The organism is Fusobacterium mortiferum ATCC 9817 (genome assembly GCF_000158195.2).
In the GTDB taxonomy this organism is placed as follows: domain Bacteria; phylum Fusobacteriota; class Fusobacteriia; order Fusobacteriales; family Fusobacteriaceae; genus Fusobacterium_A; species Fusobacterium_A mortiferum.
Genome location: NZ_GL987993.1, coordinates 122,156 through 144,552, shown reverse-complemented (window position 1 = coordinate 144,552; position 22,397 = coordinate 122,156). Strand labels below are relative to the sequence as shown.

Annotated in this window: 20 protein-coding genes; 2 read left to right on the top strand and 18 right to left on the bottom strand. The window is 31.3% G+C overall.

Annotated elements, in window-relative coordinates; translation table 11 throughout:
- Positions 1-116 precede the first annotated feature (116 nt).
- A complete protein-coding gene (locus tag FMAG_RS08975) occupies positions 117-1,286 on the top strand; it encodes a hypothetical protein (protein ID WP_005886070.1) in 1,170 nt (389 codons plus the stop codon).
- A gap of 17 nt (positions 1,287-1,303) precedes the next feature.
- Positions 1,304-2,470 carry a M20 family metallopeptidase gene (locus FMAG_RS08970; RefSeq protein ID WP_005886067.1) on the top strand — a complete coding sequence of 389 codons (1,167 nt, stop codon included), beginning with the start codon at positions 1,304-1,306 and terminating at the stop codon, positions 2,468-2,470.
- Positions 2,471-2,503: 33 nt separating this feature from the next.
- Here the strand turns inward: FMAG_RS08970 and FMAG_RS08965 are convergent, their stop codons facing one another.
- The 18 genes from FMAG_RS08965 to recF all read right to left on the bottom strand — a co-directional run bounded on the left by FMAG_RS08965 (position 2,504) and on the right by recF (position 22,367).
- Positions 2,504-4,051, bottom strand: a complete 1,548-nt coding sequence (locus tag FMAG_RS08965) for an RNA-binding domain-containing protein (RefSeq protein WP_005886065.1) — start codon at positions 4,049-4,051, stop codon at positions 2,504-2,506.
- A 114-nt stretch (positions 4,052-4,165) separates the two neighbouring features.
- On the bottom strand, positions 4,166-5,155 hold the full coding sequence (locus tag FMAG_RS08960; protein WP_005886063.1) for an RnfABCDGE type electron transport complex subunit B: 990 nt from the start codon (positions 5,153-5,155) through the stop codon (positions 4,166-4,168).
- An 18-nt stretch (positions 5,156-5,173) separates the two neighbouring features.
- Positions 5,174-5,758, bottom strand: a complete 585-nt coding sequence (gene rsxA / locus FMAG_RS08955) for an electron transport complex subunit RsxA (protein WP_005886061.1) — start codon at positions 5,756-5,758, stop codon at positions 5,174-5,176.
- A gap of 2 nt (positions 5,759-5,760) precedes the next feature.
- Complete coding sequence (rsxE, locus tag FMAG_RS08950; RefSeq protein WP_005886059.1) at positions 5,761-6,369, bottom strand: electron transport complex subunit RsxE; 609 nt, start codon at positions 6,367-6,369, stop codon at positions 5,761-5,763.
- Positions 6,369-6,902 carry an RnfABCDGE type electron transport complex subunit G gene (locus FMAG_RS08945; protein ID WP_005886056.1) on the bottom strand — a complete coding sequence of 178 codons (534 nt, stop codon included), beginning with the start codon at positions 6,900-6,902 and terminating at the stop codon, positions 6,369-6,371. The genes rsxE and FMAG_RS08945 overlap by 1 nt, the downstream gene beginning before the upstream one ends.
- Positions 6,892-7,836 (bottom strand): RnfABCDGE type electron transport complex subunit D, encoded by a 945-nt coding sequence (locus FMAG_RS08940; protein WP_005886054.1) that lies wholly within the window; start codon positions 7,834-7,836, stop codon positions 6,892-6,894. The genes FMAG_RS08945 and FMAG_RS08940 overlap by 11 nt, the downstream gene beginning before the upstream one ends.
- Before the next feature lie 45 nt (positions 7,837-7,881).
- Positions 7,882-9,192 (bottom strand): electron transport complex subunit RsxC, encoded by a 1,311-nt coding sequence (gene rsxC, locus FMAG_RS08935; protein ID WP_005886052.1) that lies wholly within the window; start codon positions 9,190-9,192, stop codon positions 7,882-7,884.
- Between the two features lie 93 nt (positions 9,193-9,285).
- Positions 9,286-9,846 carry an aminoacyl-tRNA hydrolase gene (gene pth / locus FMAG_RS08930; RefSeq protein WP_005886050.1) on the bottom strand — a complete coding sequence of 187 codons (561 nt, stop codon included), beginning with the start codon at positions 9,844-9,846 and terminating at the stop codon, positions 9,286-9,288.
- A gap of 15 nt (positions 9,847-9,861) precedes the next feature.
- The gene (locus FMAG_RS08925; protein ID WP_005886047.1) at positions 9,862-11,070 is read right to left on the bottom strand and encodes an L-serine ammonia-lyase; all 1,209 of its coding nucleotides are present in this window, start codon (positions 11,068-11,070) and stop codon (positions 9,862-9,864) included.
- A gap of 75 nt (positions 11,071-11,145) precedes the next feature.
- Positions 11,146-13,533, bottom strand: coding sequence for a phenylalanine--tRNA ligase subunit beta (pheT, locus tag FMAG_RS08920; protein ID WP_005886045.1), 2,388 nt, complete (start codon positions 13,531-13,533; stop codon positions 11,146-11,148).
- Positions 13,534-13,548: 15 nt separating this feature from the next.
- The gene (gene pheS / locus FMAG_RS08915) at positions 13,549-14,565 is read right to left on the bottom strand and encodes a phenylalanine--tRNA ligase subunit alpha (protein WP_005886043.1); all 1,017 of its coding nucleotides are present in this window, start codon (positions 14,563-14,565) and stop codon (positions 13,549-13,551) included.
- Positions 14,566-14,606: 41 nt separating this feature from the next.
- Positions 14,607-15,065, bottom strand: a complete 459-nt coding sequence (locus FMAG_RS08910) for a YfcE family phosphodiesterase (protein WP_005886041.1) — start codon at positions 15,063-15,065, stop codon at positions 14,607-14,609.
- 15 nt (positions 15,066-15,080) lie between these two features.
- Positions 15,081-15,848 (bottom strand): adenine nucleotide alpha hydrolase family protein, encoded by a 768-nt coding sequence (locus FMAG_RS08905; protein WP_005886039.1) that lies wholly within the window; start codon positions 15,846-15,848, stop codon positions 15,081-15,083.
- A gap of 34 nt (positions 15,849-15,882) precedes the next feature.
- On the bottom strand, positions 15,883-18,414 hold the full coding sequence (gyrA, locus tag FMAG_RS08900; protein ID WP_005886036.1) for a DNA gyrase subunit A: 2,532 nt from the start codon (positions 18,412-18,414) through the stop codon (positions 15,883-15,885).
- Positions 18,415-18,495: 81 nt separating this feature from the next.
- Complete coding sequence (gene gyrB, locus FMAG_RS08895; protein WP_005886034.1) at positions 18,496-20,403, bottom strand: DNA topoisomerase (ATP-hydrolyzing) subunit B; 1,908 nt, start codon at positions 20,401-20,403, stop codon at positions 18,496-18,498.
- Positions 20,400-20,660, bottom strand: a complete 261-nt coding sequence (gene remB / locus FMAG_RS08890) for an extracellular matrix regulator RemB (protein WP_005886032.1) — start codon at positions 20,658-20,660, stop codon at positions 20,400-20,402. Before remB ends, gyrB begins: the two co-directional genes overlap by 4 nt.
- Positions 20,660-21,289, bottom strand: a complete 630-nt coding sequence (locus tag FMAG_RS08885; protein ID WP_005886030.1) for a DUF721 domain-containing protein — start codon at positions 21,287-21,289, stop codon at positions 20,660-20,662. Before FMAG_RS08885 ends, remB begins: the two co-directional genes overlap by 1 nt.
- Positions 21,270-22,367 carry a DNA replication/repair protein RecF gene (gene recF, locus FMAG_RS08880; protein ID WP_005886028.1) on the bottom strand — a complete coding sequence of 366 codons (1,098 nt, stop codon included), beginning with the start codon at positions 22,365-22,367 and terminating at the stop codon, positions 21,270-21,272. Before recF ends, FMAG_RS08885 begins: the two co-directional genes overlap by 20 nt.
- Between the last annotated feature and the right edge of the window lie 30 nt (positions 22,368-22,397).

Genomic DNA, 22,397 nt, shown 5'->3' with positions numbered 1-22,397 from the left:
TTGACTTTTTTACTATAAGTGCTATAATTATACAATCAAATATGCTGTTTTTTTAATAATAAATTACTAAAAAAATAATACAAATAAAAAATATAGTTTAAAAGGGAGGAAAGATTATGAGTTTATTAGTTTCTTTTATTTTAGTACTTGCAGCTCTAGTTATAGGAGAGATAATTTCTACAAAAACAAAAGCTATCATTCCATCAGTTTTTATAACTGCAGTACTTTTTTTAGTGGGATATTGGACAATATTTCCAGCAGATATCATTGCTAAGGCAGGATTTTCCACAAATATAATTTATCTATCTATGTATTTTTTGATAACTCATATGGGTACTATGCTCAGTGTTAGAGAGTTAATTGCACAATGGAAAACACTAGTTATATCTATATTTGGAATCTGTGGCATCTGTATTGGTACTCTTTTACTAGGACAACTTTTCTTTTCTTGGGATATGCTAGTAGTTGCTACTCCGCCACTTACTGGAGGAGTTGTTGCATCTATAATTATGTCTGAAGCTGCAAAAGCAAAAGGATTAGAAACATTAGCTGTACTAGCTGTAGGTATGTATGTTATGCAAGGATTTGCTGGATATCCACTTACTGCTATTACTTTAAATATGGAAGGAAAAAGATTAGTTGAAAAATTTAGAAAAGGGGAGCTTCAACTTATAAAAAAAGATGAAAATACAACTGTAGAGAAAAAACTTATACCACCTATTCCTAAAAAATTTCAAAGTACTTATGTATTTTTACTACAACTAGGAATTTTATCTCAAATTAGTCTTTTTATAGCTAACCTTACTAACAAGGCAGTATCTGAATTTGTTATCTGTTTAGTTGTTGGAGCTATAGCTGCTGAACTTGGATTTATTGAGAGAAAACCACTTAATCTATCAGGAACTTTTGGTTTCTTTATGACTGGTCTAATGGCTTTTATCTTTGGTGGTCTTGCACAAGCTACTCCTGAAATGATAAAAGAGTTAATTGTTCCATTTATAGGAATTATCGCTTTTGGAGTTATAGGTTTAGTAGTTCTTTCTATCATAGCAGCAAAAATATTTAAAGAGTCTATTCCTATGTCAATAGCCATATCTTTAAATGCACTATATGGTTTCCCAGTTAACTATACACTAACTAATGACGCTGCTAAAGCCATTGGAAAAACAGATGAAGAGGTGGAGTTTTTAATAGAGTCAATGTTGCCAAAGATGTTAATTGGAGGATTTGCTTCTGTTACTATTATTTCAGTTGTTATTGCTGGAGTATTTGCTAAAATGTTATAGAACTAAGGGGGAGAAATATGAATATTAAAGAATTAGCAGAAAAAAATAGAGATTATGTTATCAATCTAAGAAGGGAATTTCATCAAATTCCAGAACCTAGCCTAGAGGAATATGAAACTTCTAAAAGAATCCAAGAAGAATTAGATAAAATGGGGATAAAATACAAAGTAGTAGCTAAAACTGGTGTTGTTGCTGAAATAGGTGGAAAACAACCTGGAAAAGTAGTAGCTCTTAGAGCTGATATTGATGCATTACAAGTTACTGAATGTACTGGTGTAGACTATGCCTCTAAACATCCTGGTATGATGCATGCTTGTGGACATGATGGACATGCTTCTATGCTATTAGGTGCTGCTAAAATTTTAAAAGAAATTGAAGGAGATATCAAAGGAACTGTTAAACTTTATTTCCAACCTGGGGAAGAGGTTGCACAAGGTGCTAAACTTATGTTAAAAGAGGAACCTTTAAAAGGAGTAGCAGATGGATGCTTTGCTATACACCTTTGGGCTGATATTCCAGTAGGTAAAATCTCTATAGAAGAGGGACCTAGAATGGCATCAGCTGACCTTTTAAAAATAGAGATAAAAGGAAAGGGAGGACATGGCTCTCTACCTCATCAAGCTATAGACTCAGTAGTAGCTGGTTCTGCAGTTGTTATGAATTTACAATCTATAGTTAGTAGAGAGATTAGTCCTCTAGAATCTGCAGTTGTTACTATTGGTTCTTTCCAATCTGGAACTAGATTCAATGTCATCTCCAATCAAGCTACATTAGAAGGAACTGTTAGAACATTTAGTAAAGAAACTTGTAAAAATATAGAAAACGCAATAAGAAGAATTGTAAAATCTACTTGTGAAGCTTATAGAGCGGAAGGAGAGGTATTCTATACTTATGGAACTACCCCTGTAATCAACGATACAACTTGTTCTAAAGTAGCTGAAGGAGCTGTAGAAAAATTACTAGGTAGAGAGGGAGTAGCAAAATTTGAAAAGATTACTGGTGGAGAAGATTTCTGTTACTTCTTAGATGAAGTTCCTGGAGTATTAGCCTTTGTAGGAATAAACAATCCTGAAAAAGCAGCTAACTATCCACATCACCATGAAAAATTTAATATGGATGAAGATGGCTTAGTATATGGTATGGGATTATATGCTCAATTTGCCATAGATTTCTTAAATAAATAGTAAAAAAAGGGTAGGATGCTTTCCTGCCCTTTCTTATCCATCTACTTTTAAATTATTAATTAAAAGAAGAGAATCTTCTTTTCTTTCTAAAAGCTTTAATTCTTTTAAATATTGTATATCTCTATCTATTGTTCTTTTAGTTATATTTAGTTTTATAGCTAATTCTTCAATTGTTATTTCAGAGTTTTCAGATATAATTTCTAAAATTTTTAATAACCTTTCTCTTCTTTTTTTGGTTTTTACATCTATTTTAATATTTTGAACGACATTTTGAACGACATTTTGAACGACATTTTGAGAATTTTTTTTATTTAAAAAGTTATCTTTAATATATAGTCTTGTTATAAAATAATTTCTATTCTCATCAGTTTCAAATTCTGGTTTTGGTGATCCATTTTTTTCCAATGCTCTTAATATTTTTCCAAATCCAGTATTTCTTCCCTCAGTTAAATGTAATTCCTTTAAAAACTCTCCTATTCTACGGTTTCTATATCTTCTATTTACTACCCGATAGTTTCTTAATCCCTCTATTGTTATAGAACGATCTGGTCCAGGAAAACTTAATATCTCTATCTTATCTGGTTCTACTCTCACTTCAATTGGTTCTCTTACATCATATCCTTTATGATAAACAGCATTTGCTAAGGCTTCTTCTATTGCTGCAAAAGGATAATTGTAATATCTATCACTTTCAGCCCTATCTGGAAATTTAATGATTTCTTCCTTAATTATATTATTTTGTATATATCTCAAGGCATCTTGTAACTGTTGATCTAAAGGTCCTTTAAAAATTTTCTCAATTATTTTATCTCCACCAACTCCATCTGGAAATTCTACAACTTCTATTTGTGTATATGGAAAAAATTTATCTGGTTCCATATTAAAAAATAGTAATCCTATATTTTTAGGTTTTCTATATTCTGGGAGAGTATTTACTATTCCCATATTTTGACAAATACTATAGAACTCTTCATTTTCTATGCTATTTATTAAAGAACTTTTTACCTTTGTTAAATAGCTTTTTATTAAAGTTACATTTAAATCCTCTAATTCTGATTGTTGATTTACTCTATCATCAAAAGGTATTTTATTTGCTAGAGAATATAGTAGATTCTCTTCACTTAAAGATGGCATAATTGTACTAGCCATTCTTCTTATATATGGTATTTTCTTTGTACTTGCAGTCGCTTTTCCATTACTATAAGTAAAGCTTTTAGGAGATTTATATGGTCTTAAATCTCCTCCTGGAGCCCAAATTACTATTAGTTTTCTTTCTTGAAAATCTACTACTTCTACAACTGGCAAATACTCTGGTTGTATCATTTTACATTTATTCAATAGATCTTTTAATATATCATCTACTTTATCAATTGGTATGCCCTTTATTGGAAATTTTGGACGTCCATTTTCTTCTTCTACTCCTAATATTAAATATCCTCCACCCCAATTGTCAATATCATTAGCAAAAGCACAAATTGTTTTTAAAGAAACTTCTGGCTTCCAACTTTCCTTAAACTCTATTCTAGCCCACTCTACAACATTTCCAGAAAGTAATGTATTTATATTAGTTGGTAATCCCATTTTTATCTCCATTCTTTTTATTTTATTATAACATTTACTTTCTATTTTTTAAAGATAATACAGATAAATAAAAAAGGGTAGGATACTTTCCTGCCCTTTCTTTTACATATTAATTTACTTTATAACATTCATTTTTATAGCTTTGAATTTACAAGTATCAAAACAGATTCCACATCCTACACATTTTTCAGTGATTACATGGTGTTTTTCTTTTACAGCTCCTTCAATAGCTCCTACAGGACACTTTCTAGCACAAGCTGTACATCCCTTACAATTCTCCTCTATAATCTCAGCTTTCTTAGGTTCTACATCACTAACAATAGCTTTTGTAGGACATTTAGTAGCACAGATTCCACAAGAGATACATTTAGCTGGATCTATCTTAGCTAAGTTATTTTCAACTGTAATAGCTCCTACTGGACAGTTCTTAGCACAAATTCCACATCCTATACAAGCTGTAGTACAAGCTTTTTTAGCTGCTGCTCCTTTTTCTTTAGAAGAGCAAGTAACAGTTACTTTTTTACTTTGTGGTAACATAGCTATTACTTTCTTTGGACAAGCTTTTTGACAAAGTCCACAAGAGATACATTTATCTTCATCAACTTCAGCTATACCTTTCTCATTTACTTTGATAGCCCCTACTGGACAAACTTTCTCACAATCTCCATGTCCTAAACATGAATATACACAAGATTTATCTCCACCAGCATAAAGCATCATAGCAGCACAAGTTTGTAACTCTCCATCAAATTTATATATCTTAGTAGTTCTAGTATTATCACCTTGACATAGTACTCTAGCTACAACTTTTTCAGAAGAAACATCTACTGATGCTCCCATAATCTCTCCAATTTTAGCTGCTACAGCTGCTCCACCAGGTGCACATAATGACATTGGTGCTCCTTGTTCTACTATTGCAGCTGCATATCCAGAACATCCTGGAAATCCACATCCTCCACAGTTTGCCCCTGGAAGAATTCCACTGATTGCTTCTATTTTTGGGTCTACTTGCACTTCGAATTTAATAGAAGCAAATGCAAGGAATAGTCCCATAGCAAGTCCTGTTAACCCCAACACAATGGCTGGTATTAATACTGCCTCCATATTAACCTCCAATAATTTTTATATTTGCATACCACTGAATCCCATAAATGCCATAGCAAGTAATCCTGCACAGATAAAGGCAATAGGAATTCCTTTGAATGGAGCTGGAATTGCTGAATACTCTATTCTTTCTCTGATTCCAGCAAGTAAAACTAATGCTAGTGAGAATCCCACTGCAACTGCAAAACCATTTACAACAGTTTCAATAAAGTTATATCCCTCTTGAATATTGATGATGGCAACTCCTAGCACTGCACAGTTTGTAGTGATAAGAGGTAGGAAAACTCCTAGTGCTTTATATAGTGATGGTGATGTCTTAGCAATAGCCATTTCAACAAATTGAACTAATGCTGCAATTATCAGAATAAAAGCAATAGTTTGAAGATATCCCAATCCAAATGGAGCTAATAAAAAATGATAAACAAGCCAAGTAACTGCAGAAGCAATAGTTATAACGAATGTTACAGCCATTCCCATTCCTAAAGAAGCATCAACTTTTTTAGATACTCCCATAAATGGACAACATCCTAAGAACTTAGCAAAAATAACGTTATTTATAAATATTGAACCAATAATTATACTGAATAAACTACCAAAACTCACGATTATCCCTCCTTACTCTTTTTCATTTCAAGATAGTTAAGGAAAGCTTTTATAAAGGCAATAGTAATAAATGCCCCTGGAGCTAAGATAAATATAAGAGCTGGTGAATAAGATTCAGGTGTTACTCTTATACCAAATACAGTTCCGTTTCCTAAAACTTCTCTAATCATTCCTAATACTGTTAATGAAAGAGTAAATCCAAGTCCTGAACCAATACCATCTAAGAAAGATGCAAATACACCATTTTTAGATGCAAAACTTTCAGCTCTTCCAAGTACAATACAGTTAACAACGATAAGAGGAATAAATAGTCCTAGTACTTTATATAAGTCTGGAGTATATGCCTCCATTACCATTTGAACTATAGTAACTAGTGATGCAATTATCATAATATATGCTGGTATTCTTACTTGTGATGGTATTACACTTTTAAATGCAGATATCAATAAGTTAGAACAAGCAAGAACTGCAATAACAGCAAGTCCCATTGATAATCCGTTCATAGCTGAACTTGTAACTCCAAGTGTAGGACATAATCCTAAGAATAATACAAATATAGGGTTTTCTTTAAAAATTCCTGATATTATTATTTTCCCATAATTAGTTTTCATTATTTACTCACCCCAGTTTCATAAGCTTTTAAAGCTCTGATAAGTCCTGTGTAAACAGCAGTTGGAGATATAGTAGCTCCTGCAAAAGCGTCCACAGATTTATTAAACTCGTAAGATGAATCTTTTCCAATCCAGTGGTCTTGCCACTCAATTCCAGCAACTTTAGCTCCTAATCCCGGAGTTTCAGCTTGGTTTGTAACTCTTACTCCTGCAATTTTACCATCTAAAGTTACTCCTAAGATAAATGTTATATCTCCAGCATATCCTGGCTGAGCAACAGTTGTAACATATCCTACTTTATTTCCATTAGCATCATATCCAGGTACAAATTCTAATCCTTCAGCTGTAACAGCTTCATCTGCTTTAAATTCATTTGCTGCTGTTAAAACTTGTCTTTTTGCTTCATTTTGAGCTTTTTCATTATTTTGTGCAATAACTGTTTTTGTAAAATCATTTACTAATCCTAATACTCCAGCTGAGACTGCAGCTATTACTAATAGAACTAGTCCATAGTGTACAAATCTATTTTTCATTAGCTTTCACCTCACCAAATTTTTTAGGTTTAGTATATCTATTGATTAGAGGTACAACTCCGTTCATAATTAAGATAGAGTATGCAACTCCTTCTGGATATCCACCTTTCATTCTAATCATTGATATTAGAAGTCCTAAAAGTAATGCATATATAATCTTTCCTTTTGGAGTATGTGGACTTGTAACCATATCAGTAGCCATATAGAAAGCTCCTAAGAAAAGTCCTCCTGAAAGGATATGCATTAATGGGTCTCCACCCATTGCCCAAGTTAATACAAATACTGTACCAATTATTATTGCTGGTACTTTCCAATCTATTTGTTTTTTATAGATTAGGTAAATTCCACCTATCAATAATGCAAGTGCTGAAGTTTCTCCTAGACATCCTCCCATTCTTCCTATGAAAGCTTGAACATATTGGTTTCCACCTTCTAGTAGAGCTGAGTCTAATGAGATTCCTCTCTTCATAGCATCAAGTACTGTTGCTCCAGCTTTTCCATCATAAGCAAATGTAGTGATAGCTACTGGCCAAGAAGCTTGTACAAATGCTCTTCCTACTAATGCAGGGTTAAATACATTGTGTCCAAGTCCTCCAAATACCATTTTTCCAAGTCCAATAGATACTACACAACCTACAATTACATATTGTAATGGCATAATAACTGGAATTACAAATGAAAATAATATCCCTGTGATGATAGCACTTCCATCAAATATAGATGGCTCTTGCCCCATTACTTTTTGACATAAATACTCAGTAACCATACAAGTAAGTATTGATACTGCTGTTACTATAAATGCTCTTATACCAAATACATAAACAGCAAATAAGAATGCTGGTATTAGTGATATAATTACATCATACATTACTTTTTCAACTGTTTCTGATGTTCTTATATGAGGTGATGGCCCCATTTTCAAAATATTAGTCACTTTGCCCTCCTGATAACTCAATAACAATTTCTGTTATCTTTTAATTTACTTTTTCATTGCTCTTAATTTTGATTTTCCTATTTTTATAGCCTCTGTTAATGGTCTGTTAGCAGGACAAATATATGCACAAGAACCACACTCAATACAATCCATTAAATTATATTGTCCTAGTTGTTCCCATTGCTCAAATGATGCAAGTCTTGCAAACATAAGTGGCTCTAATCCCATAGGACATGCTTCTACACATTTTCCACAACCTATACAAGGTCTTGTTTTATATGGGTTAGTTTCTTCTTTCGTAAGAGCTAATAATCCAGATGTTCCTTTAATAACAGGAGCTTCTTCAGAGAATTGAGCCATTCCCATCATTGGTCCTCCCATTACTAGTTTATCTACAACTTCTCTATTTACTCCACAATAGTCTAAAATATATGAAAATGGTGTTCCTATTGCTACTTTTACATTTTTAGGATTAGCTATTGCTTTTCCAGAAACTGTAACTACTTTCTCAATTAGTGGAATTCCATTTACAATACCATCATAGATAGCTGCTGCTGTCCCTGTATTTTGTACTACAACTCCTACAGCTGATGGAAGTTTTCCAGATGGAACTTGTCTGTCTAAAACAGCTTTTATAAGTTGTTTCTCTCCTCCTTGAGGATATTTTGTTTTTAACGGTGCTATCTCAATACCAGTACCTTCTGCTGCCTTTTTCATAGAAGCAATAGCTTCAGGTTTATTTTCTTCTATTCCTACTATAGCAGTATTTACTCCTAATATTTTCTTAATAATTTTTATACCATTTATTATTTTTTCTGGATGTTCTAACATAAGTCTGTTATCTGAATTAAGATAAGGCTCACACTCTGCTCCATTTAATAATAATGTATCAATTTTTGCATCTGCTGGAGGATTTAATTTGATATGAGTAGGAAAACTTGCTCCTCCTATTCCTACTATACCCTTCTCTCTTATCATAGCAAGTAAATCTTTTTTATCAGCAGTTTCCCAGTTTTCTATTTTTGGTAATTCTGCCCAAGTATCTTGCTCATCATTTTCAATCATGATAGTTTTTATTCTTCCCATTAAAGGAAAAACATGCTCTTCTATCTTTTTGATTGTTCCACTTACTGGGGAATGAATAGGTGATGACATAAAAGCTTGAGAATCAGCTATTTTTTGTCCTTTTAAAACCTTATCACCAATTGCTACAAGTGGATCTAATGGTGCTCCTATATGTTGTAATAGTGCTACATACAACATTTTTGGTGCTTTTAATTCTTCAACAGCCATATTTTCTGTTTGAACTTTATTTTCAGGCGGATGAACTCCTCCTCTGAAACCAAAAAATTTCATAATAAATCTCCTTTCTTTTTAAAGTTAACTGTTACTAAACTAAGTTTACCACATTTATCACTAATTCTCAATATTTTTTAGAAATTTTTTTAATTACTTTTTGTTATATTTCTGCATTATTTTTCCTATTTCAATATCTTGAATAATATCAATTGCGCATTTACTTGCATTTTCTATCATCATTGTAACCTCTTCTTGTTCACTTTTACTAAACTGTCCCAATACAAAGTCAATAGTATTATCTTTTGGTTTCCCTATTCCACATTTTATACGTAAAAATTCATCTCCTAAGTGAGAAATAATAGATTTTATTCCATTATGTCCACCAGAACTTCCCTTCTCTTTTACTCTTAATTTTCCAACTGGAAGATCCATATCATCATAAATTACAACTAAATCAGTTTTAGGATTTAATTTATAGAAATTTATTACTTCTATTATTGAATTTCCACTAAGATTCATAAAAGTTTGTGGTTTTAGAAAAAGAACTTTTTCTCCATCAATATTTTTCTCACTAATAAGCCCTTGAAATTTTTCCTTTTCGTTTGTTATACTAAGCTCTTTCTGAAGATGGTTTATCACTTCAAATCCTATATTATGTCTTGTTTTTTCATATTTATTTCCTGGATTTCCCAGCCCTACTATCAACTTCATTCTTTACTTCTCCTTTTAACACTCTGCATTAAATGTAAATTTTGCAAGTCCTCCTAATGAGGTTTCTTTATATTCCTCTTTTAAATCCTTTCCTGTTTCTCCCATAGTTTTTACAACTTGGTCAAAAGTTACTTTATGTTTTCCATCTGTATATAAACTATATGCTGCTGCATCTAAAGCTCTTGCTGCAGCTGCTGCATTTCTTTCTATACAAGGTACTTGTACATAACCTCCTACTGGGTCACAAGTAAGTCCTAAGTGGTGCTCTAATGCCATCTCTGCTGCATACTCTATCTGAGCTAATGAACCTCCAAGTAAGAAACATGCCATAGCTGCTGCCATTGAGCAAGCTGAACCTACCTCTGCTTGACATCCACCCTCTGCTCCAGAAATAGTAGCGTTCTCTTTTATAAGATTTCCTATAAGTCCTGCTATTGCTAAGCTTTTTAAAATTTCATCCTCTTGTAAGTCATACTCTTCTCTAAGAGCATATAAAAGTCCAGGTACAACTCCACAAGCTCCACATGTTGGAGCAGTTACAACCTTTCCTCCACCTCCATTTTCCTCTGATACAGCTAAAGTATAAGCAAATATTCTTCCTAAAAATCCACCTCTACTATGATTATTTCTAGCCTTTCTATAGAAATTTGAAGCTTTTCTTGGATATTTAAGTGTTCCAGGTAGTACTCCAGTAGTATTAATTCCTCTTTCTACTGCCTCTTTCATAGCTTCCCAAATCTCTTTTAAAAATTCAAATATCTCTTTTCCTTCACACTCTACAACATATTCCCATAACTCTTTTTGATTATCTTCACACCATTTTTTTATCTCATCCATAGAGTTTAGTTGATATATAGCTTGAGCCCCTTTTCTTTCTTGATAGTGCTCCATTATTGTTCCTCCACCAACAGAGAATACCAACCACTCATCTATTTGATTATTATCTTTATCAAAAGCTTTAAATAACATTCCATTAGTATGATATCTATGAACTACCTCAGGTTTCCATAATATATCTGTTGGAATAGGTTTCATAGTTTCAATTATTATCCAATCTGTCAAATGTCCTTTTCCTGTTAAAGCTAATGAACCATATAGTTCTACTTCAAATCTTGCCGCATTTGGATTTTTAGCTTTAAATTTTTTTGCTGCCCTCTCTGGTCCCATAGTATGCGAGCTTGATGGTCCATTTCCAATTTTAAATAATTCTTTTAATGTATCCATTTATATTCCCCCTCCATTTTATCTTAAAAGAGAGTAGCTAAAACTCTCCTAAGTTTTTACTACTCTCTAATTTCACTACTGTCTTATCTCTCCATTATAATCTTTAGAGATAGTTGCAAGTATCTTCTCAATTGCACTATTTATCTCTTTTTCATCTAAAGTTTTTTCTTTATTTCTTAAAACTATACTTATAGCAACAGACTTCTTATTAGCTTCTATTTTATCTCCTTCATATACATCAAATATATCTATCTTTTCTATTATAGGAGACACTTTTTTCAAGCTTTCTATCATATTACCTACAAGTACATCTTTAGAAAGAACAATAGCTAAATCTCTAGTAACCTCTGGATATTTTACTATTTTCTCATATTTATTAGAATTTTTCATATATTTTACACATTTAGTTAAATCTATCTCTGCAATATATACTCTCTCTCTCTTTATTTCCATCTTCTCTTGAACATCTGGATGAATCTCTCCAAATATTCCAATTACATCATTACCTATTCTCAATTCTGCACTTCTTCCAGGATGGAAATTAGAGTTAGTACTTCTTTCTAATTTATATCTAGCTATTCCCATATACTCCATAAGCTTTTCTACATATCCTTTAATTGTATAGAAATCATAAGCCTCTGGTTTTGGATTCCATAGTGTTCTCTCTGGTCTTCCAGCAAGTCCTATACAAACTCTTAAATCTTCATTTGCTAACTCTTCTGCTGGCGAAAATACTCTCGATACTTCACAGAATCTTAAATCAAATTGGTTTCTATTTATGTTATCTCTTATGTTTGAAAGTACACTCCACATAAGTGTTGGTCTTAATATTGCCATATCTTCACTTAAAGGATTTTTTATCTCTATTACTCTCTCTTTTATATTTAAAATATCCACTACATTTTTAGGAATAAATGAGTAGTTGATAACTTCTTGAAGTCCAATCTCTCTTAAAATTTCTTTTGTATTATCTATTAAATCTATATTCTCAGCTTTTTTACCAGCTTGAATATTTTCTATTGGCATTACTGGCTCTATATTTTCAAAACCATACATTCTTATTATCTCTTCATAGATATCAGCAGTTCTTGTTAAATCCCCTCTATATGTAGGTGGAATTACAACTAATGTATCTTGCGATAGTGTTCTTATTCCTAATCCTAAATTACTTAAAATCTTTCCTACTACATCTGGAGAAAGTTCTTTTCCTATAAATTTATTTAATTTTTCTAAGCTCAATGGAATCTCATATTTTTGTGGTTTTTCAATATATTTATCTATTGCACCATCTAATATCTCTCCATTAGCAATTTCAGCTATCAATGCCATAGCTCTTTCACTTGCATCTGGAATTCCCTCTATGTCTATTCCTCTTTCATTTCTATATGAAGAATCTGTTGAAATTCCTAATCTTCTTCCTGTTTTTCTAATATTTTCTGGTGTAAAATATGCTACTTCCAAGAATATATTTTTTGTTTCAGAAGTTATTTCTGTTCCTATTCCTCCAATTATTCCTGCTATTGCAATAGCTTTTTCATCATCTGCTATTACTAACTCTCCATTAGTTAACTCTCTTTCAACTCCATCAAGAGTAGTAATTTTTTCTCCCATTTTAGCTTCTCTTACAACTATACTTCCATTAGCTACTTTATCTAAGTCAAAAGCATGCATAGGTTGATTATATTCAAACATAACAAAGTTTGTTATATCTACTACATTATTTATAGGTTTTAATCCCATAGCTCTTATTCTCTTCTTTAACCACTCTGGAGACTCTCCTACAGTAACATTTCTTATTACTCTTCCCATATATCTTTTACATCTATCTTTATCATCTATATTTACTTTTGCCACTTTTGTAGTAGGATCAATAGCCTCAGTATAAGTAACTGATGGGTATTTTACTTTTCTTCCATAATAAGCTGCTATCTCCCTTGCTATTCCTATATGTGAAAGACAATCAGGTCTATTTGGAGTGATTTCAAGTTCAAATATTACATCATCTAAACCTGCATATTTTCTATATTCCACACCTATTGGAGCATCTTCTGGAAGGATTATTATTCCATCTCCATCCTCTCCTATTCCAAGCTCAACTTGAGAACAAAGCATTCCAAATGATTCTACATCTCTTATTTTACTCTTTTTAATTTTAAAATCTCCAGGAAGTACAGCTCCTATTTTAGCTACTACTACTTTATCCCCTAATTTATGATTTGGAGCTCCACATACTATTTGTAATGGCTCTTCCTCTCCTATATTTACTTTTACAAGTGTTAACTTATCAGAGTTAGGGTGTTTTCCATACTCAACTATATGCCCTATTACTACATTATCAAGTCCTTTTCCTTGAATATCTATGGCTTCAACTTCTTGACCTATCATAGTTAAGGCATTATCTAACTCTTTTATATCCTCTTTTATATCTACATACTGTTTTAGCCAGTCTAAAGAAATTAACATTATTCTCCTCCAGAATTACTTAAATTGTTTTAAAAATCTTACATCATTTTCAAAGAAAGCTCTTAAGTCATTTATTCCACGTCTTAACATAGCTACTCTTTCTATTCCCATTCCAAAAGCAAATCCACTTACTTCATCTGGGTCATATCCAACAGCCTTTAGAACCTCTGGGTCTACCATTCCACAACCCATTATTTCTACCCAACCACTATCTTTACACATTCTACAACCTTTTCCTTTACATACAGCACATTGAATATCTACCTCTGCAGATGGCTCTGTAAATGGGAAGAAGTGTGGTCTAAATCTAACTTCTGTATCTCCAAACATTTTCTTTAATGACTCTGTTAATATTGCTTTAAAGTTTGCAAATGATATATTCTCTCCTATCATAAGTCCTTCCATTTGATGGAACATAGGTGTATGAGATATATCATAGTCTGGTCTATATACTTTACCTGGGCATATCATTCTAAATGGTGGTTTATGCTCTAACATATATCTTACTTGTACTGGTGATGTTTGAGTTCTTAAAACAACATCATCATTTATATAGAATGTATCTGTAATATCTCTTGATGGATGAGTATCTGGTATATTTAAAGCATCAAAGTTATACTTTACTAACTCTACCTCTGGTCCATCAGCTACATCAAATCCCATTTCTATAAAAATCTCTTTCATAAAATTCATTGTCTCTGTAATAGGATGAGTAGTTCCTAATACATTTCTCTTTCCTGGAAGAGTTATGTCTATTACCTCTTCAGCTAATCTTTTATTTTTTTCTTTTTCTTTTAATTCACTATTTTTATTTTCTAGTGCTGAATTGATAAACTCTCTAAGTTCATTAACTAATTGACCTACAACTGGTCTTTCTTCAGGAGTAAGATTTTTCATTCCTTTTGAAATCTCTGTCAATTCCCCTTTTTTTCCAAGTAATTTTACTCTAATCTCTTCTAATTCTTGTAAAGATTCTGCTTTTTCAATATTTAATCCAGCAGTTTCTTTTAGCTGTGCTACCTTTTCTTTCATTTTTCCTCCCTAGTTTAAAAGGCTTTTATATTTTAAAATTTTTATATACTTTTATGATAAAACTGGAATTTGCCTCCATCTATTTCCAATATACCATATTCTCTCCCATATACAGCTCCTGGATTAAATAGTGTAATTCCATTTTTTGAAAACAGATATTGAATATGAGTATGACCAAATATAACAATATCACATCCTAATAATTTTCCTCTCTCCTCTATTGAGATATAATTATATTTTACTCTGTATTCATGACCATGAGCCAGAAGGATTTTTAATCCCTCCAGCTCAAATACCATCTCATCATCATATTTTCTATCAAATATATCACAATTTCCACGTACTATATAATACTTAGAATTTGGACATACAAAGGAAAGCTCCTCTCCATCTTTGCTATGGTCTCCAGCACAGATAACAACATCTGGTTTCTCTTTTTCATATATTCTTATAAGTGTGTCTAATCTTTGATGTGAATCTGAAATTACCAAAACTTTCATCTTTACTACCTAATTTTATCCTATAAATATAGGTGCCTTTCCTTTTTCTAATAATTTTATACCATTTTTTCCTATAATTTTTTCAAAGAAATAGCTTTTACTTAAATTTCCCATAATAAATAGATCCGCTTCATCTACTCTCTTTAATACATCTTCATAGTTATTTGTTGTTAGTTCTTCATGAATAACCTCTTTTTCATGCCCTACTAAATAATCTACTAACATATTATCTTCTATCTCTTTATTAATTACAAAAGATGAAAATCTCTTAATTTCTGGGAAAAGACTTATAAAATGATTGCAACTTCTATTGACTTTAACTCCATTATCATTACCAATAACTATATTTTCCATTGAACTCAATGGTCTTTCACCAATTAACAACATTGATTTATAATTTCCTTTTAATATATTTATCTCTTTTTCAGTCAATATATCATTTTTTCCCATAACTAATAAATCGCATCTTTTCATATGCTCAGTTACTACTTCTGCTACATCTCCTATATCAACACACAATTCAGCATCTATATTTTTTTCTTTCAATACTTCTTTTATCCCTTGTATTTCTGCTTGCTCTATCTCTTCCCAACCATGAGATATAAATGGTGCTCTTCCAGCTAACATAAGTCCATCTGTTGCTGACATAAGTTTCTCTCTAGCTATATCCTTTACATAAAGAGGGTATATTTTAAATCCTAGTTCCTTCTCTAAGAAAGCTGCACTTTCAGCTAAGCTTCCTCTTTCTATTTCATTTCCAAATAAAACTAATGCTCTTCTCATATATATCACCTCATTTTAGTATATGAAACAATAACTATTCTACTGTTTCTTCTATTATTTCTTCGTCTGAAATTTCTATCTCATCTGAAGTTACTTCCTCGCTAAAAGATGCTATATTCTCTGCCTGTTCATCTTCATTTTCTTCTGATTTTACTCTTGTTATAGAAACAACTTTCTCATCTTTACCATGAACCTTCATAATAATAACTCCTTGAGTTGCTCTACCGTATAGCACTATATCATCTACAGCTATTCTAATAACTACTCCTGAAGAAGTAATAGCCATTAACTCTTCATCAGTAGATACAGATAAAACTGATACAACTGAACCTGTCTTAGCACTACATCTTAAATTAATAACTCCTTTACCAATTCTAGATTGTAGTGGATATTCATCTATTTTTGTTCTCTTACCATAACCATTTTCTGTAATAGTTAAAATACTACTATTTTCTATATCTTTTATAAGAAGAGCTGATACAACTGTATCTCCTTCTCTCAATGTAAGACCTTTTACTCCCATAGTGTCTCTACCTGTAGCTCTCAACTCTTCACAACTAAATCTTATAGAATATCCTGCCTGTGTAGCTATCAATAACTGTTCATTTACTATATCCTCTATAAGTCCTACATATATTATATCATCATTCTCTTTCAACTTAATAGCTTTCAATCCTGAACTATTAATATTTTTAAATTCACTTAGGTTAGTCTTTTTAACTGTTCCATCTTTAGTTACAAATATAACCTCGTTCTCATTTGAGAAATCTCTAGTTTTTATAATAGCTCTAATCTTTTCATCTGTCTTAAGATTTATTATATTTCCTATCAATCTACCTCTAGACTGTTTAGAAGTCTCAGGAATCTCATATACTTTTATATTATATACTCTTCCTTGGTTTGTAAATATCATAAGTGTATCTAGGTTCATAGCTGACTCTATATTCTCTACAAAGTCATCTTCTACTGTATTTTGGCTAGCTACTCCTCTTCCACCTCTTTTTTGAGCCTTATATTTACTTAGCTCCATTCTCTTTACATAACCTTTATTTGTAAATGTAAGTATTACCTCTTCATCTTTTATTAAATCCTCTGGATTTATCTCTTTTCTCTCTTTTTCAATAACTGTTCTTCTATCATCATCATACTTATCTTTTAACTCTTGAAGCTCAGTTTTCATTATCTCATATATTTTTGAATCATTAGCTAGAATCTCCCTCAATTCTGATATATATTTTTCTATCTCTTGATACTCTGCTTCTACTTTATCTCTTTCAAGTCCAGTCAATCTTTGTAGCTTCATATCTAGTATAGCTCTAGCTTGTATATCAGTAAATCCATATTTTTCTACTAATTGCTCTCTAGCTTGATTTCCATCTGTAGCAGCTCTAACTAATTCTATTATTCTATCTATATTATTTAAAGCTATTCTATATCCTTGTAAAATGTGAGCTCTTTTTTCAGCTTTATCTAAGTTAAATTGAGTTCTTCTTGTAATTACTTCAAATCTATGTTTAATATACTCCTCTATTATCTGCTTTAAGTTTAATACTCTTGGAGTATTATTTACAAGGGCAAGCATTATTATTCCAAATGTACTTTGTAAATCTGTATATTTATAAAGTTTATTTAAAATAAGCTCTGGTTCTTCACCTTTTTTAAGTTCTATTACAACTCTTATTCCATCTCTATCTGACTCATCTCTTAAATCAGAAATTCCAACTATCTTTTTATCCTTTACTAATTCCGCTATTTTCTCTATCAAAGTTGCTTTATTTAATTGATATGGTATTTCTCTTATTATAATATTTATTTTACCATTTTTCAACTCTTCTATCTCAATTTTTCCTCTTACTCTTACTTTACCTCTACCTGTCATATAGGCATCTTTTATACCTTTATCTCCATCTATTATTCCACCAGTAGGAAAATCTGGTCCTTTTATATACTCCATTAAGTCTAGAGGAGTAAGCTCTGGATTATCTATAAGAGCAAGTGTTCCATCTACTACCTCTCCTAAATTGTGAGGTGGTATATTTGTAGCCATTCCTACTGCTATTCCTGTTGCTCCATTAAGTAATAAATTTGGTAATTTTGCTGGTAACACTGTTGGTTCATCTAATGAGTCATCAAAGTTTTTTCTAAAATCTATTGTATTTTTATCTATATCTTCTAGAAGCTCATTACTTATCTTTGCCATTCTAGCTTCAGTATATCTCATTGCCGCTGCTGAATCTCCATCTATAGAACCAAAGTTTCCATGTCCAGAAATCAAAGGATATCTATAGTTAAAGTCTTGAGCCATTCTTACCATTGTACTATACACAGCTGAATCTCCATGTGGATGGTATTTACCTAGAACTTCTCCTACGATTCTTGCGGATTTTTTATAGGGCTTATCAAAACTCATACCAAGTTCATTCATAGCAAATAGTATTCTTCTATGTACAGGTTTCATTCCATCTCTTACATCTGGAAGAGCTCTACTTACTATAACACTCATTGAATAATCAAGGTATGATTCTTTCATTTCATCTTCTATATATCTATTATTTATATTCGACATTTGATTATTACTCCTCTTACTCTATAATTTTCCCTTCAATAGATTATACCATATAATCCAAGATTTTCATAATACACAGAATTAAATATCTAAGTTCTTTACATATTCTGCATTTTCTTCTATAAACTCTCTTCTTGGGTCTACTTTATCTCCCATTAGTTTATCAAATAGCATATCTGCTGCTCTTGCATCATCTATTGTAACTTTTAATAGTGTTCTATTTTGAGGGTCCATAGTTGTTTCCCAAAGCTGTTCTGGATTCATTTCTCCTAGTCCTTTATATCTTTGAAGAGTATATTTTTTATCCTCTCCTTCAAACGCTTCTGTTATCTCTTTTAGTTCTCTATCTGAATAAGCATATTTTATCTGTTTTCCATAAGAGATTTTATATAATGGTGGTTGTGCAATAAACACATTTCCATTGTAGATTAACTCTATCATATATCTGTATATGAACGTTAATAAAAGAGTTCTTATGTGAGCTCCATCTACGTCAGCATCTGTCATAAGTATTATTTTCCCATATCTCAATTTTTCAATATTAAAATTATCTCCAATACCTGTTCCAAAAGCTGTAATCATAGCTCTTACTTCATTATTTTCAAGTGCTTTATGAAGTCCTGCTTTTTCAACATTTAAAATCTTTCCTCTAAGAGGTAATATAGCTTGATGATATCTATCTCTACCCTGTTTTGCTGAACCTCCTGCTGAGTCCCCCTCAACTATATATATTTCACATTCTTCTGGATTTTTAGATGAACAATCTGCTAATTTTCCTGGTAAAGAACCTACTTCAAGTGCTGATTTTCTAAGAACAAGTTCTCTTGCTCTTTGTGCAGCTTCTCTTGCTTTTTTAGAATTTAATATTTTCTCTATAATAACCTTTGTATCATTAGGGTTATCCTCTAATATCATTTTTAATTGTCCACCCACAACTGTAGATACTATTCCTGTAACCTCTGAGTTTCCCAATTTTGTTTTAGTTTGCCCTTCAAATTGTGGTTGTGGAACTTTTACAGAAACTATAGCTGTTACTCCCTCTCTGATATCTGTTCCTTGAAGTTTTCCATCTTTATCTTTTAATAGTCCCTGTGCTTTTCCTACATCATTGATAATTCTTGTCAAAGCAGTTCTAAAACCTTGAACATGTGTTCCACCCTCATGTGTATTAATATTATTTACAAAAGAATATATTATCTCAGACTGATTTACTGTGTATAGAAAAGCTATCTCCACTCCTATATTATCAACTTCTCCAGTCATATAAATAGGTTCTTTTATAAGCTTTTCTGTATCTTCAGTTATTTCTCTTAAAAAGTCAGCTATTCCTCCTTCAAATTCAAAAATCTCTTTTTTAAATGGTTCTTTTCTTGAATCTGTAAGAGTTATTACTAGCCCTTTATTTAAGTAGGCTAACTCTTTTAATCTATTTTTTAAGGTATTATAATCATAAACTAAAGTTTCAAAAATCTCATGGTCAGCTTTAAATCTTACTGTTGTTCCATGTTCTTCTGTTATTCCTATCTCTTTTACTGCTTCTTCTGGTATTCCTCTATTGTATTTTTGATACCAAACTTTCCCATTTTTTCTTACTTCTACCTCTGTCCATAATGAAAGAGCATTAACTACTGAAACTCCAACTCCATGAAGTCCTCCAGATACTTTATAGTTATCATTTTCAAACTTTCCTCCAGCATGCAATACTGTCAAAACTATTTCTAATGCTGATTTTCCATATTTAGGATGGATATCTACTGGAATTCCTCTTCCATTATCTACTACCTCTATAACATTATCTGGAAGTATACTTACCTCTATATGAGTACAATACCCAGCCAGCGCTTCGTCAACTGAGTTATCTACTATCTCCCAAACCAGATGATGTAACCCTCTTTCAGAAGTTGTACCTATATACATTCCTGGTCTTTTTCTAACTGCTTCAAGTCCCTCTAGGACTGTTATATCTTCTGCTTGATAATTATTGCTCACTTTCTACCTCCAATTATATTAAAAAATTCATTACCTCTACTCATTAATGTCTGTGTTCCATAAGATGTTATATATATACTATCATCAGTTACTATAACTGTTTTTTTATTCTTTTCAGCTAAATCTACTAATCTTTTTTCTGCCAGTTGTTTTTCATAAAAGCCTTTATTCTCTTCGTTTGTAATATGTATATAATCAATAATAAGTATAATTTTTTTGCTTGGGATCAAAACTTTATTTTCTAAAAAGATATACACTACTCTTCACTTTCCTCAAACTCTTTTGAATGTATATTCTTTCCTATTTTTTTTAAATACTCTTTAGCTTTTCCATTATCTATACATACTTTACAAAACTCTTCTTCTCCCTCATAGAGCATTCCACAAACTTTACACTTTCTATATCCATGAGAAAGTAAATACTCCTCTCTCTCCATAGCTATTTTTCTTAGATATTCTATCTTTTCCATTATTCCCAAATTTCTTTTTAATGTATCAGAACTATTTAAATTTTCTAATACCTCTTCTTTTTTTATATGTTGTTCCTCTAATTTTTCTTCTTCTTTTTCCTCTTTATCCAAATACTCTTCTCTATTTTCATCAAGTTTTCCAGTTCGTATAACTATATCCTTAACTACTTCTTCATCAAAATAATTATTTATCGTTTTGATATATTTAGCTTTTTCAAGTGTCAGATGATGAATAAAAAATGTACTTTCAGCCCTAATATATAAAATTTTATCTTTTATATAGTCTGGTTGACATTTTTCACAAATTTTTCCAACAATTTTCTCCCACTCAGCCTTTAATATTCCTTCTTTCAATCTTCTACTTTTTCCTACAGCTGTATCTATCATTTCACTTATATTATTCAGCTTTTGTGTCATATACTATTTCACCACCCTCCACATAAAAATCATTTGAATCTATTCCTAAATCTCCAGTTGAACTTACTAAAACTTGTATATTTCTCTTTTCTAAATAATTTAGTATACTCTCTTTTCTATTTGAATCGAAATATGAAGAGATATCATCAATTATTAATACTGGATTTTCTTTTTTCTCACGTATTACCATATCTATCTCTGACAATTTTAAAGAGAAGATTATTGATTTCTTCTCTCCTTGTGATGCAGTAGATTTTGCCTCATGTCCATTTAAAATAAATAAAAAATCATCTTTTTGAGGACCACATAGTGAAAAACCATATCTTTTCTCTTGTGAAAAATTTTTCTTTATTTTCTCTCTTAAAAGTTTCTCAATCTCTTTTAGACTTAATTTTTTTATATTTCCTAAATGGCACTCATAACTTAAACTCAACTCTTTTTTATTATCAAAAAGTTTTCTATAATTTAGATTCAAAATTATAGATATTTTCTGGACATACTCCAATCTCTTTTCTATAACCTTAGCACCATATTTTATAAATTCATCTTCATATACCAAATACTCTGTATCCTTTGTTCTTTCTTCTTTTAAATATTTATTTCTTATCTTTAATAGCTTGTTATAATTTTTTAAATCTTGAAAATATTCACTATTAGTCTGTGCTATTTCACCGTCAAAAAAAGTTCTCCTTATAGATGGAGAACCTGTTATTAATACTATATCTTCTGGTATATATGTAACAACATTTAACTTTCCATAAAATTCATCATAGGGCACTTTTTTATTATTATAGTAATACTCTTTTTTATTATCATTAAACTTTACAGTTAGAGTCTTCTCTCCTATATTATCTCTATAAACTATATAGACTCCTGTTCTTTTAACTCCATATTTCATCATTTCATTTGCTTTAGAAGTTCTAAAGCTTTTCCCAGTAGCATTAAAATAGACCGCTTCAAGTAAGCTAGTCTTCCCCTGTCCATTTTTCCCAAAGAATAGATTGAGTTTTGGAAAAAATTTTACACTTCCATCAATTAAATTTCTAAAATTTATATAATTTATCTCTAAAATTTCCAAATCTTAATCCACCCTACTTAAAATACTAAA